Annotated in this window: 9 protein-coding genes; 2 read left to right on the top strand and 7 right to left on the bottom strand. The window is 60.2% G+C overall.

The features are described from left to right. Positions 1-12 precede the first annotated feature (12 nt). Entirely contained in the window at positions 13-5544 is a 5532-nt protein-coding gene (locus tag ACIONG_RS09275; protein WP_401298463.1) for a dermonecrotic toxin domain-containing protein, read from the top strand. Positions 5545-5619: 75 nt separating this feature from the next. Here ACIONG_RS09275 and metE read toward each other — a convergent pair whose 3' ends face one another. Continuing rightward, positions 5620-7932, bottom strand: coding sequence for a 5-methyltetrahydropteroyltriglutamate--homocysteine S-methyltransferase (gene metE, locus ACIONG_RS09270; protein ID WP_401298460.1), 2313 nt, complete (start codon positions 7930-7932; stop codon positions 5620-5622). A 113-nt stretch (positions 7933-8045) separates the two neighbouring features. Here metE and metR point away from each other — a divergent pair, with 113 nt between their 5' ends. After that, positions 8046-8963 carry a transcriptional regulator MetR gene (gene metR / locus ACIONG_RS09265; RefSeq protein ID WP_103305460.1) on the top strand — a complete coding sequence of 306 codons (918 nt, stop codon included), beginning with the start codon at positions 8046-8048 and terminating at the stop codon, positions 8961-8963. Between the two features lie 253 nt (positions 8964-9216). On the opposite strand, the gene ACIONG_RS09260 is transcribed toward metR, so the two are convergent. The 6 genes from ACIONG_RS09260 to ACIONG_RS09235 all read right to left on the bottom strand — a co-directional run bounded on the left by ACIONG_RS09260 (position 9217) and on the right by ACIONG_RS09235 (position 17138). After that, positions 9217-9576, bottom strand: a complete 360-nt coding sequence (locus ACIONG_RS09260) for a DUF6124 family protein (protein WP_315449314.1) — start codon at positions 9574-9576, stop codon at positions 9217-9219. A 676-nt stretch (positions 9577-10252) separates the two neighbouring features. Further along, positions 10253-13834 (bottom strand): hypothetical protein, encoded by a 3582-nt coding sequence (locus ACIONG_RS09255; protein ID WP_401298456.1) that lies wholly within the window; start codon positions 13832-13834, stop codon positions 10253-10255. A gap of 284 nt (positions 13835-14118) precedes the next feature. Beyond that, positions 14119-14616, bottom strand: a complete 498-nt coding sequence (locus tag ACIONG_RS09250; protein WP_401298453.1) for a GNAT family N-acetyltransferase — start codon at positions 14614-14616, stop codon at positions 14119-14121. 2 nt (positions 14617-14618) lie between these two features. Further along, the gene (locus ACIONG_RS09245) at positions 14619-15257 is read right to left on the bottom strand and encodes a LysE family translocator (RefSeq protein WP_103304603.1); all 639 of its coding nucleotides are present in this window, start codon (positions 15255-15257) and stop codon (positions 14619-14621) included. Positions 15258-15281: 24 nt separating this feature from the next. Further along, the gene (locus ACIONG_RS09240) at positions 15282-15713 is read right to left on the bottom strand and encodes an NUDIX domain-containing protein (RefSeq protein WP_401298449.1); all 432 of its coding nucleotides are present in this window, start codon (positions 15711-15713) and stop codon (positions 15282-15284) included. 69 nt (positions 15714-15782) lie between these two features. Next, positions 15783-17138, bottom strand: a complete 1356-nt coding sequence (locus tag ACIONG_RS09235; RefSeq protein ID WP_401298447.1) for an HD domain-containing phosphohydrolase — start codon at positions 17136-17138, stop codon at positions 15783-15785. Positions 17139-17214 lie beyond the last annotated feature (76 nt).

The following is a 17214-nucleotide window of genomic DNA, read 5'->3' as shown; positions in this document are numbered from 1 at the left end:
GAGCCGTTAACCATGCCCGATCGATTATTGTTGAACACCCCCACCCTTGAGCCGCCCGTCCAGTCGACGGCAGGGCGCTTGCCGGCCCACCACGACGAGGGTCTGCTGCTGGATGCCGCCCACCGCTGGCGAGAAAGCTGCGAGGCGTTGCACCAGTTGTTTGCCCAAGTGCCTGCCGCGCGGGACACGCTGTTACAGGTGCTCAAGCAGCACCTGAATCTGGAACAAACCGGCGTCGGCCTGCTCTTTGACGCGCAGGACCCGCGTCCGCAACGGTTCATCCCGCTGGTGCAGGTGTGTGCCTTTGTCTTGCAGCAGCCATCGGCAACAATTGCCGTCGATGCGTCCTGTCAGGTCACCGGCGTTTCTACCGCTCACAGTTTGTTCGGCATCACGCCGGTGCAATTGCTCGCGAAGCTCAAGGCGCTATCCCTCGAACAGGCCCTGGAGGCGCGCTGGAACACCTATTGGGATGCCCGCGCGCCGGGCAGCCCGGTATCGCGCCGCGAGCGCGCCAGCCAGTTGTACCGCGAACATCTGGACGCGGCCGCGCAGCTCGCCTTCGCCCGGCGCAGCCTGACCGCCGAACAATTGCTGGCGCTCGCCACACTACAGGAGGCCAGCGCCGCCACACCCGCCATCACCACCGAGCAACTGTCACTGGTGCTGAGTAATGGCAGCAAGGTCAAATTGCCCGCTGCCTGGGTCATCAGTTTCGGGACTGAGGCGCCGGTCACCCAGTGGTTGTACTTGCCGTTGCGACCCGAAGCATTCCAGGTGTTTGCCCAACGTCAGGACCTTGAGACCTGGCTATCGACGCAACCGTTGGTACCCGCCGGTCTGCCGCACACCGACCTGAAATTTGAATACACCGGCAGACACCTGCCATTGACGGCAGGCATGACCGATCTGCTGGCTCACCAATACAAAGCCCAACTCGATGCGCTGCGCAATGGCAGTGTCGGCAAAGCGGACCTGTACGAACAGGCCAGTCTGGCCCTCGACAACGTCGATCAGACCGATCATCAGCGCAAGACCGGCGCGGTGTTTGCCTCGCCGCCAACGCTCGACAACGTAGTGATCGAGCCTGAGCAGCTGGCCCTGTTCGGCAGCCTCTACGCCGACATTCCCTGGCCCCTGCGCCAGGCAGCCCTCAACCGGCACCGCGACGCGCTCGAAACGCTGCTCGACAGCGCCGATGCCAACACCGCCCTGCAACCTTTCAAGCAGGCACACGAGACACTGGAAGCGGCCGAGCAAGCCGCCGACAAGGCTGCGACTGCCTTGCTCGGCCGTGCGCGCGTCCTCGATCTGACGACGTTCAACCGTGAATTCACCGCCCTGCACCAGGCGCACAAGAGCGGTCTGCACGCCGAAGCCGAATTACAAGGCTTGCTGGCCGAACTGAACCAGGACGAACGAGACCGGATCAAGGCCCTGCTCGACACGCCACAAAACCCCGGCGCCGAGCATGTCGCGGCCAGCCTGATCCTGTCGACCCATGAGCCGGATGCCAAGAGCTCGGCCCCCGCTGAACTCAACGGCCCGTTTGTCATGACCCACCCGCAGGCATTGCTCGATCGGGCGTCTGCGCACAGCGTGTTGCTGTACTGGCCGGGCACGGGCGGTGGTTTGCAACGTTTCGCCAATCGGCGGGCGCTGGAACAGCAGGTATTCAAGATCGCCGAGGTAGACACGGCACTTGCCTTGCAGTTGAAAAAAATCAGCGGTGATCCGCTGCAGCATGGCCTCAACCAACTGACCAGTGACTTCGACGAACAGGCCGGCCTCCTGCGCTCGCGCCTTGCCGACACGAGTAAAAAAGCCGAGTACGACGAACAACTCGCCGACCTGCGCCAGCGCAGCCTCGGCACGTTACAGGTGCCGGTCAACGCCGCTCGCAGCCTGGCGTTCACTCAGGTGCTGGAGCAGGCAAACAGCGGCACGCTCGCCGACACGCTACCGGACTGGCTCGCCCGGCTCGGCAAGACTGAGCGCAGTGCGCTCAAGCAACTGACCGAGACGTTCCTGCTCGCGATGCAACGCAGCCATAAGCAACTGACCCTCGCTCTGGAACCACGGGACGACTTCACCCGCACACATCTGCATGAGCGACTGCGCAAGGACTTCGCACTCAAGGGCAGTTTCGAGATCACCCTCGACTTGCCCGACTCGGTAAAAATGGTCAAACGCTACAAACCCGCTCCCGGCCACTCGGGCTATGAATTGGTGCTGGAGCCCAGTGCCACCCGCAGCAAAATGCCGCTGGTGGAACTGGCCCAACTTAACATCGACAACACGCCATCGATGCAGCTCGAACCGCTTTCATTGCGCCTGACGTACATGCGGGTGGAGGTCAATGCAAGCGATGCGGTCGAGGCTGAAACCTTGAAAAAAGGTCTCACCCTGACCTGGCTGAAACGCGTGCTGCCGGAACTGGATCTGCCCCAGGCCTACGAAAAACGCATTCGCGAAGCGTTCACCGGCGCGTCCGACGAATCGGCTTTCGTCAGGGAGCATCGCCGCGAATGCCTGATCGAACCCTGGCGCGCGATGCTCAAACTGCAAGGTGAATTCGCCCGTTTGCAACACCACATCAGCCTGGAGGAATTGCAGATCCTCACCATTGCTGCTGACGCCAACACCGCGCAAGCCTGGCGATCCGAGCGCAAACGCGTAGTCATCCTTCCGGCCTATCTGAGCGCCGGCGGCGCGGACACGCCCAATGAAGGTGCGGTCACCTTGTCCGGTGTGACCTTCATCGAGGAGCAGGTCAGCGGCATCACTCTGCTGTACCTGCCCGACAGTCCCGACGACCACTTTCTGCGCCGTTACGACAACCTCGAAGCAGCGCGCATGGCGTTGTACAGAATGTGCACACAGGACACCTGGATCCGCTATCTGGCCGGCCGGGCCTTGCAGGGTAACGTCCGGGCGCACGTGAGCCGGCTCAACCAGGCCGTGCTCAAGCATTTCGACGCGATCATTGGCGTCGGCGAGCGCTGGCCGGCCAGTACTTCGTTCGCCGCGCACTTGCTGGATGCGCACATGGGACGCCTGATCGAAGCCCATCGCGGCACCTCGCGCTCCAACGATGCGCTGTACATGGAACGCCACGCGCTGAAGGGACCGCGCGCGTTCAACTACCTGAAAATGGCCATCGGCCTGCTGCCCTTCATCGGCAGCGCCATCGCCGTTTACGATGCCTGGACGGCGGCCAACCAGGCGGTGGCCGCGTTTCTGCGTGGCGAGGTCGGTGACGGTCTGGCCGAACTCGAATCGGTCCTGCTGTCATTGATCGACGCGGCCATGGATCTGCTGCCCGGTGAACTGGCGTCTTCGGCCTTGTCGCGTGCGGCCCGCTCAGTGACTCGCGCACGCCAGATGCGCGTGTTACTCAGAACCACGGCAGCGCTAAGGAGCACATCCCGGCGTCAGGCTCGACATCTCGCGGTACGGTTCTCCGGTTACGAATATGAAAAACCGATTTCCCTGGCCGGCCTGCAACCGGGCCGCGATGGCGTGTATCGCGGCATTTACCGGCATGCCGACGGCGATTTCATTCTGCGTCAGGGGCGGATCTTCGAGGTGCAGCGCAGCAACGATTCACGCAACTGGCGCTTGCGCGGCACGCGCAAGGCCACCTACAAACAACCGGTCGCACTCAATGAAAACGGCGAATGGGACACCTGGTTCGGCGTCTACGGCAGTACGTTCGAGGGCGGTGGTCTGGGTGGCGGAAATGTGGCAGGGCATCTGGCTGATGCGCTTGATCCGATCTGGCCGCAGGCAATTCGTCAACGCCTGCCGCGCTGGTGGGCGGACCGGACCTTTCGCCGTCATCACTACCTGACCGAGCTCGCCGACGACCTTGCCGTGCAACTGGAAAGACGCGGCGGAAACAGCGACGTGACCATCAACCGTTATGGCGCAGCGAAGACGGATGCGGCACGTCAACCCCTTCTGCCTGCCGCCGAAGCTGCCGCCATCGGTGATATTGAACTGGCTACCCGACGTTATCAGGCATTGCTCGAACTGGAACCGCTGACCCACGGCAACAAACGTCGCGCCTTGATCGAGATGCAAAGCAAAAACGCCGCACTGCTGGCTGACCGATACACACGCCGCGCCATTCACAACTCGCACAGTACCGTGCCACTGACAAAACGGATCCTGGAACTGAACAGGCAACTGGATGAACTGCCGCACGATGCTCTCGCGCAACGCCTGACACTGATGGAAGAGCGCCGCCAACTGCGGCTGGAATACCTGCGCAAACTGGACCGGATGGAAGACCTCAGGGTTGACGTCAACCATTGGTATGAACGCGTTCGCGTTGCGGCGGACAAGAAACTGGTGGCCAGCCTTGTCGATGACCTGAACGCCAAACACAGTCCGTTTCTACTGAGCTTTCAGAAGACCTATCAACGCCTTGAGGCGGTACAGCGTGCCGGTAGCGTCGGCGACGCTTCATGGATTTATCTGCTGGGGCAGGCGCGCCGATTACGGGAAAAGGTCGCCCGTGCGCTCAATACCCATCACGATCTGCTCAGCGCCAACGTCACCCGCGTACAGCGCGATGCCATTCTTCAAGACTGCGTCGATACGTACGCGCAATTTATCCGTGAAATGAAAGTCTGGACCGCCAGCTACCCGCAGTATTTCCATGAAGAACTGATAGAGCCGCTGATCTCCGGGATAGAAAAGCTCGGCGAACAGGCGCGCAAAAACATTGGCACCCCGGTGCATGCCACGCCACCGCAAGGCAGTATCAATCGCAAAGTCTTTCCCACCGAAGACGATCAATGGCTGATCGGCGTAGAGCGATGGGACAAGAAAAACAAGAAGCTTCAGTTCGAAATGAACAGCGGCGAAGTCTGGGAACAGACCGCAAGCGGCAAGTATCGACTGACAGAGTCTGCGCCACCGGCGCCGCCTCAACTGAGCCTGTCGACACTGGTAAACGAAGCGCGCAAACGCCTGGACTTTCAGGCGAGTTATCGGGCCCGGGTCGAGTCCTATGCCGACCAGGACATGCTGCCGGTCGACCTTGAACACATGATGGTCAGTGAAGCCGCAGAGCTGAGCCACCGCGCCGACCGGATCGCGAACGTCGCGCCGCAGGATCCGGTCATTCCCCAACTACGCAACAAGGCCAACGAGCTGATAGCCACCGGTCGCAACCTGCGTACCCGCCAGTCACTGACCAGTAAAAGGCCCACTGACGGCATGCTGCTGGACCTGATCGAACAGGACGCCGTAGAGATCCGCAAACCCAGCCTGCTGAAAAACCTCAGCAAACCAAAAGCGCGCAAAGACTACCTGCAGGAGTATGAGATCTGGGATCAGACCCTGATCCCCAATGAGCTACTGTGGTATGCCCACTTTCATTACGCCAGCGCAACGCCGGTGATGCGCACATTCGAAAAGGCCCACCTGAAACTGCCTGAACACCGCTTCTTGACTCATGCCGATAACGCCAGCCTGCCATATGCCGATATTGGTAAACAGTCGGCGGTGTTGACGCATTTCGAAGCGCTTTGATCGCCGCCCTTAAACAAAACACCCGCTGGCTTTTTGGCTCAGCGGGTGTTCTGCATCAACGGACAGGCCGAAGGTTTACGCCAGTTGGCTGCGCAACTGTCGCGCCGCCGCCACCATGTTCACCAGCGCCGCTTCCGTCTCCGGCCACGCACGCGTCTTCAAGCCGCAATCGGGGTTGACCCACAGGCGCTCGGCGGGAATCCGCTTCACTGCCTTGCTCATCAACTTGACCATTTCCGCCGTGTCCGGCACCCGTGGCGAGTGAATGTCGTAGACGCCCGGGCCGATGTCGTTCGGGTAGTCGAACGCTTCAAAGGCTTCCAGCAATTCCATGTCCGAGCGCGAGGTTTCGATGGTGATGACGTCGGCGTCCATGGCGGCAATCGCCTGGATCACGTCGTTGAATTCGCTGTAGCACATGTGGGTGTGGATCTGCGTCTCATCGTTGACGCCGGAGGCTGTGAGACGAAACGCTTCCACCGCCCACTCCAGATACTCCTGCCATTGCGCCCGGCGCAGCGGCAGGCCTTCGCGGAAAGCGGCTTCGTCGATTTGCACGATCTTGATCCCGGCGCGTTCCAGATCCACCACTTCATCACGCAGGGCCAGCGCCAGTTGTTGCGCCTGGACTTTGCGCGACACGTCTTCGCGAGGGAACGACCACATCAGCATGGTTACGGGACCGGTGAGCATGCCTTTCATGACCTTGTCGGTCAGGCTCTGCGCGTAGGTGATCCAGTCAACGGTCATGGCTTGCGGACGACTGAGGTCGCCATAAATCACCGCCGGTTTCACACAACGCGAACCGTAGCTCTGCACCCAGCCGAAACGCGTGAACAGGTAGCCGTCGAGCTGCTCGGCGAAGTACTCGACCATGTCATTGCGCTCGGCTTCACCGTGCACCAGCACGTCCAGGCCGAGGCGTTCCTGCACCTGCACGGCGTGGCGGATTTCACTGCGCATGGCGTCGTGATAATCGTTGGCCGACAGCTTGCCCTGCTTGAACGCCTGACGCGCCAGACGGATTGCACCGGTCTGCGGGAACGAGCCAATCGTGGTGGTCGGGAACGTCGGCAATTGCAGGCGCGCCTGTTGCCGGGCGATGCGTTTGGCGAACGGCGAATGACGCTGACTGTCCTCAGCATTGATCGCGCTGATCCGCGCCTGAACCTCGGGTTTATGAATGCGCGACGACTGCGCACGGCTGGCCTGAATCGCCCGGCTCTGAGCCAGTGCGTTTTGCACTTTGGGCGCTTGTGGATCATTCAAGGCATCGCGCAGCACCGAGATTTCGCTGCACTTCTGTACGGCAAACGCCAGCCAGCCCTTGAGTTCCGGATCGAGCTTGTCTTCACGCTCGACATCCACCGGGCTGTGCAGCAACGAGCAAGAACTGCTGACCCACAGGTTGTCGCCAAAACGCTCCTGCGCCGGTTGCAGTTGCGCCAGCGCCTGCTCCAGTTCGCAGCGCCAGACGTTGCGCCCGTTGACCAGGCCCACCGAGAGAATCTTGTAGGTCGGCAGGCGATCCAGCACCTGGCCGAGTTGCTCCGGCGCCCGCACCGCATCGATGTGCAAGCCTTGCACCGGCAGGCCCACGGCCAGACCGAGGTTGTCTTGCAGACCACTGAAGTAGGTCGCCACGAGTTTCTTCAGCGGCGAATACTGGAGGATGTGATAGGCGCGTTCGAAGGCGCTTTTCCACGCTTGCGGCAAGTCGAGGGTGAGGATCGGCTCATCGATCTGCACCCATTCCACGCCTTGGCCAGCGAGGCGGCCGAGGATTTCGTTGTACACCGGCAGCAGGCGTTCAAGCAGATCGAGTTTGTCGAATTCGTTGCCTTTGGCCTTGCCCAGCCACAGGTAAGTCAGCGGGCCGATGATCACCGGTTTGACGTTGTGCCCCAGTGCCCGGGCCTCTTCGACTTCGTCGAACAGCTGTTCCCAGCTCAGCTTGAACGGTTGGTCAGCGGTGAATTCCGGGACGAGATAGTGGTAGTTAGTGTCGAACCACTTGGTCAGCTCTTGGGCGTACTGAGTCTTGCCGTGCTCGCCGCCGCAGCAGCCTGCCGTCGCGCCGCGAGCCATGGCGAACAGCGTGTCGAGGCTCGGCTGGCCGTGTTCATCGCGCACATTGTCGAAACGCTCGGGGATCACGCCGAAGGTCAGCGAATGAGTCAGCACCTGGTCATACCAGGCGAAGTCGCCGACCGGCAGCAGGTCGATGCCGGCATCTTTCTGCAACTGCCAGTGAGCGGCGCGCAGATCACGGCCGACCTGGTTCAGCGCGGCCTGATCGAGATCGCCTTTCCAGTAGGCTTCGAGGGATTTTTTCAGTTCGCGGTCGGCGCCGATGCGCGGAAAACCAAGGGTGTGGGCCACGGCCATGTCGAAGGTGCTCCATTTGCGTAAAAGATGGCGCCATTGTCGACAGCCCGACCAACATGAGACAAACTCAACCTTTTCGTGTTGATCACAAGTTTTCCTCATGGAGCCAGCCGGTGCTTGAAATCCGTCACCTGAAAACCCTGCACGCACTGCGCGAAGCCGACAGCCTGGTCGATGCCGCCGACCGTTTGCACCTGACCCAATCGGCGCTGTCCCACCAGTTCAAGGAACTCGAAGAGCGCATGGGCATGCCGTTGTTCGTGCGCAAGACCAAACCGGTGCGCTTCACCAGCGCCGGCCTGCGCCTGCTGCAACTGGCCGACGCCACTCTGCCGCTGCTGCGCGCCGCCGAGCGTGATATCGGTCGCCTGGCCGGTGGCACCGCCGGACGTTTGCACATGGCAATCGAATGCCACAGCTGCTTCCAGTGGCTGATGCCGACCATCGACCAGTTCCGCGATGCGTGGCCGGAAGTCGAACTCGACCTCGCTTCGGGCTTCTCCTTCGCCCCGCTGCCGGCGCTGGCCCGGGGTGATCTCGATCTGGTGGTGACCTCCGACCCGCTGGACATCTCCGGCATTACCTACGTGCCGTTGTTCACTTACGAAGCCATGCTCGCGGTGGCCAATCAGCACGCGTTGGCCAGCAAACCGTACATCGTCCCTGAGGATTTGCTGACGGAAACGCTGATCACCTACCCGGTGGAACGCGATCGTCTGGACATCTTCACGCGCTTCCTCGAACCGGCCGACATCGAACCCGCTCAGGTGCGCACCTCGGAACTGACAGTGATGATGATGCAACTGGTCGCCAGCGGCCGTGGCGTCTGCGGCATGCCGCACTGGGCGCTGCATGAGTACAGCTCGCGTGGTTACGTGAAGGGCAAGCGGCTGGGCGAGAAAGGTCTGTTCGCCACGCTGTACGCAGCGATCCGTGCAGACATGCTCGATGCGCCGTACATGCGCGATTTTTTGCTGACGGCCAAGGACACCTCGTTCTCGACCCTGGATGGCGTCAGCGCCGTACGCTGATCGAAACAACGCCACCCTCCCCTGTAGGAGCGAGCCTGCTCGCGATAGCGGTGTGTCAGTCACCTGGATGCAGACTGAAAGATCGCTATCGCGAGCAGGCTCGCTCCACATAGTCATTGTGATGAGAGGATTTAGCGAACCCTCGCACCGCCCCGATTGGCTGCGCTGCAGCCCAAAAATCTGCGACTTCGATCCTTCAAAAACACCATACCTGTGGTGAGGGGATTTATCCCCTCGCCACAGGGGGCAGGTGTCAGTCCGGAATTTGCAAATTATCCAACACCCGATTCACCGCCAACTCCCCGAGCATGATCAACTGCGCAATCCCCAACAGCGTCCTGCGCTGCGACGCTGGCAAGAGGTGAGCGAAGTCACTGGCGATGGTTCTTGCCGAAGCAAGGGTCTCGAAGGCATCGGCCAGCATCTCCTCGTTTTTGAAGTCCGCAGTAACGGCGTACATCCTGCGGGTTCTGCGGGGCGGTGGCGTGGACCCGGGCGGGCAGAGATAGTGATCGAGGGCGCGGTCGGCGGCGTCGTTGAGCTTTTTCGAATCGAGGGATTCGTAGGGCGAGGTAAGGTCGGTTTCGGGCGGGTTGGGTGTTGGTTTGATCATGGTGAAGCTCCTTTGAAGTGGAGCCGCCATATCCTGTCGCTAAACAGGAAGGGTGGCAGCTGTACGCAGGTTAGCGAACCGGTCAAAGGTACCCGGCAGACCGCGAAGGTCTCCCGCATACAGCCACCATAGCGAAATCGCAGACATAAATATCTGCAACGCAGCCTGGAACGCTGATGCACCCTTTGAGTTGATCCGAGTCGCTAAACCCGATCGCTGATTAGTCAGCGACCGCACCACAATAGAACCCGCCCCCAAGGCGCACAAGCCGGCGGATTCTGGCGTAGCTGTAGGCAATTACGCAAGGTCGTGTAGCCTGATTACGTGTCTTGCCGTGTCACTTAAACGAAGGTGTTTAAAAACAAAAATCGCAACGTTCGGCAGCGCCTACACCGATCCATGTAGGAACTGCCGAAGGCGGTGATCTTTGATTTTCTCTCCGTCTGATCCGAGCCTGAACATACTGGGCCAACACAGCCATCATGCAGCGACATCACGACCCTTCGCCGACGTTATATCGAACCGACCAGACTCACCATCGAAAGCGTTAGCCCATCTCAATAGGAATCATGCTGGTTACTTATCATTAAAAGAGCGCCTGTTTCAGGAACAACCTCATCCACTGCTCTAGGAAGGGCAGTGGATGGGACAAATCAAAGTTGTCCTATTAATGCGATCAGGTAGTTTTTTTTTGATCGGGAACGTACATGGCCACACCGCGGTTCTGCGCGCTCAACAAAGTTCTCTGGAGAGTCCATTTTTTTGCATAATCAAGATAGCCTGTGCTGAATGCCAGCTCTCTATCGTGATCCTTCTGAATAGGCCCATGCCACCAGACTTCTGGGTAATGCACGGTAGCTGAGAATTTTGTATTTATGACTGCCATGTGATTATAGCGTTCATGAACTGGGATTGGTTCCGCACCAACGCTTTGCGCCCATGCGCGGTATTCCTCATGATTGAATTTCTGATTATTGGAAGATACGTAATGGGCTACATTGGAAACGGTGACGGGGAACTCCTTAATTTGATTCGCCTGGTCGCGAACTCTGATAGTGGTCCTTCCGTTGCCTTGACTTCTGACGATACCGAGAAGGCGATCAACTGAAGCAATGCGCTCGTCGAGGGATTCATAGATATAAGGAGGAACCCCACCTTCGGCACTACGATCGAACGCGGTTCCGATAGGATCGACGCCAGTCAGGACCCATGGCAGTCCCGAGCCTTCGATTGATATGTTGTATCCGGTGATTCTGAGCAGGGACGGATCCACGATAAGTTCAGGACGCGTCATTACGGTTAATGTCCTTGCGGCAGATATCTCCCCCGGAGCGTACAGCGCCTTGGCGGTGAAACTGTGCAGCGCGGCGTTCAGTTCTTTCACCTCAAGTTCCCAACGGCCGTTATCGGCACGCACCTCCGCTATACCTTTGGACGTCGGCCCGTCAAAGATCTCGACTTTCAGGCGCGGTGTACCGCCGCCGGTCAATTTGAGAGTGTTATCGTACGTCTTGCCGTTAGAGGGAATTTCAATGCCTGTCGAGTCTTTCACCGAGGTGACGCTTGGCTTGATGGCATTCGAAAGGGTGAGGATTCTGCCAACCGATACCTGCCCCGTACCGTACTGCGCTTTGGCGGTGAACGTGCGAGTGGCAATGCCGGCCAGTGTGATTTCGCAGGTCCAGATGCCACCGGCATTGACCGGGTGTTTACCTTTAGTGGCAGCGCCCTCGAACACCTCGACTTCCTGAAGCGGTGCCGCAGTGCCGGTCAGTTTGATCTTCGGATCGACCGTGCCACCGTTATGCGGAATGTCTTCACCCTTGGAGTCTTTCACCGTGCTGATCACGGGTTTCACATCCTGCACGGCTTTGACTTTGTAAACGCGCGGCGGGAAGGTCACGGCTTTGGCTTCATCGGGGCTGCCGTCGAAAGTGACCTTGAATTCGATTTTCAGTGTCGAGTTGTCCTTGAGACCGCGCAACTCGGCCACCGGTGTCGCCGGGTAAGGCCCTACGATCACGCCATCACCGCGTAGAGTTTCCCCCTCATAAGTCGTTTTTTTGTACTCCGATCCATCGGCTTTGGTGCCGCTGTAGCGCAGCCAGATTTTCTGATTCGCAGCAATCAAAGGCCAGGCAGCCACGCGGGTGGACGCATTGGCCAGGGCGGTCACATCGAGATCATCGTTGGACGCGCCATCGATGGTTGCCTTGGGCAGTTGTGCATGTTCATGCGGGATCGTCAGCACCGTCAGCGGCAAAACCTTCGAAGGCACCGGCGCTCCCCCGCGCGTCACGGTGTAGCTCACCGTCACCGCTTTGCCCAGGTTGAAGGCTACAACCGATTTTTTCAGCTCGATCGATTGTGGCCCCAGCGTGGTCACGGTTTTTTTCGCGGAGGTGTCCGAGCCGTTCGGCGTCGTGCCAGTCCAGGTAACGACGATGTCATCACCGATGGCCATACCGGTGTAGTCGACGATGGCAGTCAGGCTGTCCTTGGCCGCTAACGGATTGAGGCTGGTGCTGCCATTGGCCTCCTTGATCTTCGGTGCGTCCAGACCCAGCGCCGCGCCAATACGCAACGTCAATTCATGCGAATTTCCTACCGTCGCCCCGGCTCGCTGAATGCTGTAATCGGCGACCACCGTGCCGTTGAGGTTGGCCGTCACGTATTGCTTGTTTACGGTGATGCGCACAGGTTTGCCGGCGGTGGCGGGGATCAGGTCGATATGGCCGCTGGTGCTGCCGCCGCTGGCCGAACCGCGCCAGCGCCAGGTCACGCGGTCCTTGTCGCGGGTGCCCAGGTACGGCACCACCAGCGTGGCGCCGAGCGGCGGCACCTTGTCCGGATCGAGCACGTCATTGTCTGCGCCCTCGACTTCCGGTCGGTCAAACGTCGGCAAGGCCACGCCGACCTGCATCGGAAATACCAGCGATTCGCGCACGCTCAGCAGCGCCGTTTCGCTGTTGGTGACGGTGTAAAAGACCTTGACGTTCAGGCCGTTGAAGCGCCGGATTTCGGCATTGCTCACGTTGCGTTGGACGGGCTGGTTTTCCGCGATGTCGCCGACCGGACGCGGATCTTCGTAATAGACGGTACTACCACCCGGCGCCTGGGCCTGCCAGATCAGATTGATCAGGTCGCTGCTGTTGCGGCCGGGATACCAGGGAATGTTCACCGTCGCCCAAGGTGTCTCCGGCGGCAAGGTGCCTCCCGGAGCTTCGTCCACAGTGGGAGCGCGCAATTGGCTGATTTCACCAATTACCGGGACGCTGGCGTTTTTCGAAGGGCGGTCGGCGATCCCGCTGCGCTGACAGATGTAGCCGACCGAGGCGCTGCCCTTGGCGATGGCCCTGACCGATGCATTGGGAATGGGAAATTTCAGAGGAAACGATACGACCGCGACCGGCAATTCAAGTGGCCCGACGATGATCTGCGAGCCTTGCGCCGGGGTGCCTGTCCAGGTCAGGAACACCTTGTCACCGACCTTGAAATCAGCTGCCGGCGTGTTGACGAGGACCTCCACATCGTCATCGCCGAGCTGATCGAGATTGATGCTGTTGGCCGGCTGGCCTTTGACCAGCACCAATGGAACGTCCAGTCGATTGCCGCCCAGATCCACCAGCACTTTGCGAATGGCCGACCACGGCGCGCGCTCGTCCGGGTAATTGCCGCAGCGATCGACGACCTGATAAGCCACCGCCACTTCCGGGCCATCACCCGCCGTCTCGATCACGGCGCGACTGAACACCACGTCGATCGGATGGCGGACCGGGTCCTGGGCCTGTTCCGGCGTGACAACGTGAGTGACTTGCTGACTGCCCCAGCGGGCGAGGATGCGATCGTAGCGGGTGAGGTTGCGGTAGGGCACGATGCGCATCGTCACGCCCTTGGCCGGCAGGTTTTGGTCAACCTCGTCATGGTCGAGGGAAAATTTCAGATCGGAGTGGCCGTCATCGCCGGGAATGTCATCGTATTCGCCGGGACGCGTGAGCTTGACCAGCAGGATCAGTTCGGGTTTGGAATCTTCCGACGTCTGGTTCTTGTAGGTGATCCGGTAGAACACTGGCTTGGCCTCGCCGTCGAGTACGTGTGCCTTCGGAATGGTGAACGACAGGTCCTTGTTGAGCTCGATATCGAGATCGAGGGTCTTGCTCCAGACCGCCGAATTGGCATTGCCCCAGAACACCTCGGCCTTGTCGCCAATGTTCATGTTGAACCAGGCGGGAATGATGCCTTGCAGGTCGTCCTCCACCGCCCGGATGGGAATGCCACCGCTGTAATGCTCGGCGGGGTTCAGGGTGACCAGCGCAGGAAAGTACAGCGGTTTGAGGGCTAGCGGATGTTGGGACGTGGTCATGGCGGCGGGCTCCGGTCGATGGTGGGGGCGACGGAGTGATTGAACGTGGGATTTAGGAAAAGCGCACCTGTCAGATCTGACAGGTGCGAGCGGGTTTTCGACGAACGGTCATTACCAAAAAGCGAAGGTCAAAAGATCGCAGCCTTCGTCAGCTCCTACAGGATGGAACAGTGGAGGGGTCAGAGCTCACGCCACATGTGGATCTTGTCGAAGTAGTCCTCGCCGACCCGAACCGCCAGTGGCTCCAGGCCGAACTGGATGAAACCGCAGCGCTGATACAGCTTGAACGCGGCGTCATTACCGGCGGTGACGGTGAGCTGGATAAGCTTCAGCTCGGGATGTCTGCCGGCTTCGGCGAGTGCGGCTTGCACCAGTTCCTGACCGAAACCGTGCTGACGAAAATCCGCCGAAACGTACATGCCGAACAGCGTCACCTTGTGCCGGGCCTTCTCACGCGGTTCAAACGCGAGACCGACGATGCCGGCCAGCACACCCGTTTCGAATGCGCCCAGCACTGCATCGAGTTTGCTGGTCAGACGCGCCTCCCACCAACTCAACGGCATCACCGCTCGCTCGCGCACGCTGGAGGTAAACGCCTGCGGATGCCGGTCATACGCTTCGAGCATCAGCTCGCGATAGGCCAGCGCATGACTGGCGTCCAGCCGTTCGATCCACATGGTCAGGCCGTCCTGCGTTGCTCAAGCATCAGACGCACAGCCAGACCGCCGAGCACCATCCCCATGAAATAACGCTGCAGCGCCAGCCACGTCGGATTGCGCACGAACCACGAAGCAATGCCCGCCGCAAACAACGCGATCAGCAGATTGACGCAGAAGCTGACGCTGATCTGGGTCAGGCCGAGGATGATGCTTTGGGTGAACACCGAGCCGTGTTCAGGGCTGATGAATTGCGGAAACACCGAGAGGTAGAACACGGCGATTTTCGGGTTCAGCGCGCTGGTGAGAAAACCCATGGTGATCAGTTTGCGCGACGAATCCGGCGGCAACTGCTGGGCTTCGAACGGCGAGCGCGCGCCGGGTTTCACCGCTTGCCAGGCCAGCCACAGCAGGTACAGCGCACCGGCCCACTTCAATACTTCATAAGCCATCGGCACCGCGAGGAACACCGCCGTCAAACCGGCGGCTGCGGCAAACATATGCACGAAGAACCCGGCCACCACACCGAGCAATGACGTGACCCCGGCCTTGCGTCCCTGGCAGATCGAACGCGAGATCAGGTAGATCATGTTCGGCCCCGGCGTCAGTACCATCAGCAACGCGGCGGCAGCGAAGATCAGCAGGTCTTGAAGCGGGATCATGGTGGGCGTCCTTTGCGTGGATGATCAGGCGATCGCAGTCAGCGAGGCTCGATAAAACGGCAGGATCAGGTCGCGTGTCAATGGCGCCAGAACCACAGCAGGATCAGTGGTGGGGTCGATCCAGATGACTTCTTCGATTTCAGCGGCCGGAGACACCTCGGCGTCGATGCTCAGCTGGAATATCTCGGCCTGAACGATAAACCCCGGTTCGTTGGCGGCGGGTGCCGAGAACTGCCCGAGGAACGCTGCCTGAGCAGGATCGATCGCCAATCCCAGCTCCTCCTCCAACTCACGGGCCAGCGCATGCACCGGCAACTCATGCGCCTCGATCTTGCCGCCCGGTTGCATGAACGCCGTGGTGCCGCGCTTGCGTACCAGCAATGTCTGGCCATCGGCACGAACCAGCAGGGCGGCGGCGATACGAATCAGTGGAGGGACAACGGATGCAGAGGTCATGGGTCAGCCACCAGCCTTGAAAAAACGCAAGGATCCCATGCTCGCCCGATGACGTCACGTTGCCCGGCCTCACCCCTGAGCCTTGAGCGCGGCTTCGACCTCCTCCGGCACCTTGACGAATATCCTGTACTTGGCGCCTTCCATGGCTTCGAAGGCAATCAGCTTTTCCACCAGCAGACCGCTGAGGACTTTGCCGGCATTGAGCAGCAACATGCCGTTATCGGCATTCAGATTGCGTGCCAGGATCATTCCCGCCGCCAGATCCCGAGTGGTCAGTACCTTGACCGTGGGATCCGCCAAGGTGACGTCACTGAGGAAGGCCGCACACACCTGAATGAAATCTTCGATCAGATCGGGATCGTACAAGCGCCCGGCGTACTGGCGCAGGTACAGCAGCGCTTCGTCACTGTTCATCTGCCGCTCAAGAATCAAACCACGTTGCAATTCAACGAAGTCCACCGCCAGTTTCAGCAAGCGTGAACCAAACGGAATCGCCTCGCCCTTGAGCCGGTCAGGAAAACCGCTGCCGTCCCAACGCTCCTGATGATGCAGGATCAGGCGTGCCGCATCCTTCATCGGGTCCAGCGTCATCAACAGTGATTCGCTCTGCTTGGGATAAGCGCGATAACGCTCGCGATCGGTATGCCGTAGCAGGTCCGAGGGCGTGATCATCATGCCGTCGGTCCAGCTCAGTTTGCCGACGTTGTACAGCGCCGCCGCCATGGTCAGGTCACGGCTGGTGGCCTCGTCCAGACCATGCTGTGTGCAGTAGCTGCGCACCAGTTCGATGATCTGCCGGTTGGTCTGTTTGGCCGGGGGCAAGCGCAGATTGGCCAGCAACGAGAACACTTCGGTGCCGGTGACATAGCTGTGCTTGAGCTCCTCGTAGGCCAGATCAAGCATGTCGGCGGTCTGCTGCAGTTCGGCCGTACGCGCGGCGACATGCTTTTCAAGGGTACTGTTGAGCAGCTTGAGCTGGTCGTTCTGCACCCGCGTCACCTGCTCCAGACGCTGGCGCTCCTGCTCGGAGTGCTGATGCTCAAGGGACTGGCGCAGGATCAGCAGCAACTCCTCGTCATTCCACGGTTTGCTGATGTAGCGGTGAATCTGCCCGTCATTGATCGCCTTGATGATGGCGGACGGGTCGGCATAACCGGTGAGCATGATGCGCACAGCGGCCGGATGGCGTTCGCGGACAAGGGCCAGCAACGAGGCGCCGTCCATATTGGGCATGCGTGCGTCACTCATGACCAGATCCACCGCCTGCGTCTGGAGCATCTCCAGCGCCTGCGCGCCACTGGTGGCCAACAGAACATCGTAGGGCTGTCCCCGCAACAAGCGGCGCAAGCTGTTGAGAATCGACTCTTCGTCATCGACCAGCAGCACCTTGGGGCGGCTGTGCGTCGAGGTGGATTGCTCTTCCATGGCGTGCCCTCAAGCGTGACAGTGAACTTGATCGACGCACCGACCTACCACCCCGCTTGCCCCGCGCCTGCCTCAA

Origin of the sequence: Pseudomonas sp. NPDC087817, assembly GCF_044742875.1 — a bacterium.
In the GTDB taxonomy this organism is placed as follows: Bacteria; Pseudomonadota; Gammaproteobacteria; order Pseudomonadales; family Pseudomonadaceae; genus Aquipseudomonas.
This window is presented reverse-complemented; position numbering and strand designations above follow the sequence as displayed.

Bases quoted from the DNA above. Each gene is read 5' to 3' on its own strand.
- metE (WP_401298460.1), bottom strand. From the start codon at position 7,932: ATGGCCGTGGCCCACACCCTTGGTTTTCCGCGCATCGGCGCCGACCGC.
- ACIONG_RS09240 (WP_401298449.1), bottom strand. From the start codon at position 15,713: ATGACCTCTGCATCCGTTGTCCCTCCACTGATTCGTATCGCCGCCGCC.
- ACIONG_RS09250 (WP_401298453.1), bottom strand. From the start codon at position 14,616: ATGTGGATCGAACGGCTGGACGCCAGTCATGCGCTGGCCTATCGCGAG.
- ACIONG_RS09235 (WP_401298447.1), bottom strand. From the start codon at position 17,138: ATGGAAGAGCAATCCACCTCGACGCACAGCCGCCCCAAGGTGCTGCTG.
- ACIONG_RS09245 (WP_103304603.1), bottom strand. From the start codon at position 15,257: ATGATCCCGCTTCAAGACCTGCTGATCTTCGCTGCCGCCGCGTTGCTG.
- ACIONG_RS09275 (WP_401298463.1), top strand. From the start codon at position 13: ATGCCCGATCGATTATTGTTGAACACCCCCACCCTTGAGCCGCCCGTC.
- ACIONG_RS09260 (WP_315449314.1), bottom strand. From the start codon at position 9,576: ATGATCAAACCAACACCCAACCCGCCCGAAACCGACCTTACCTCGCCC.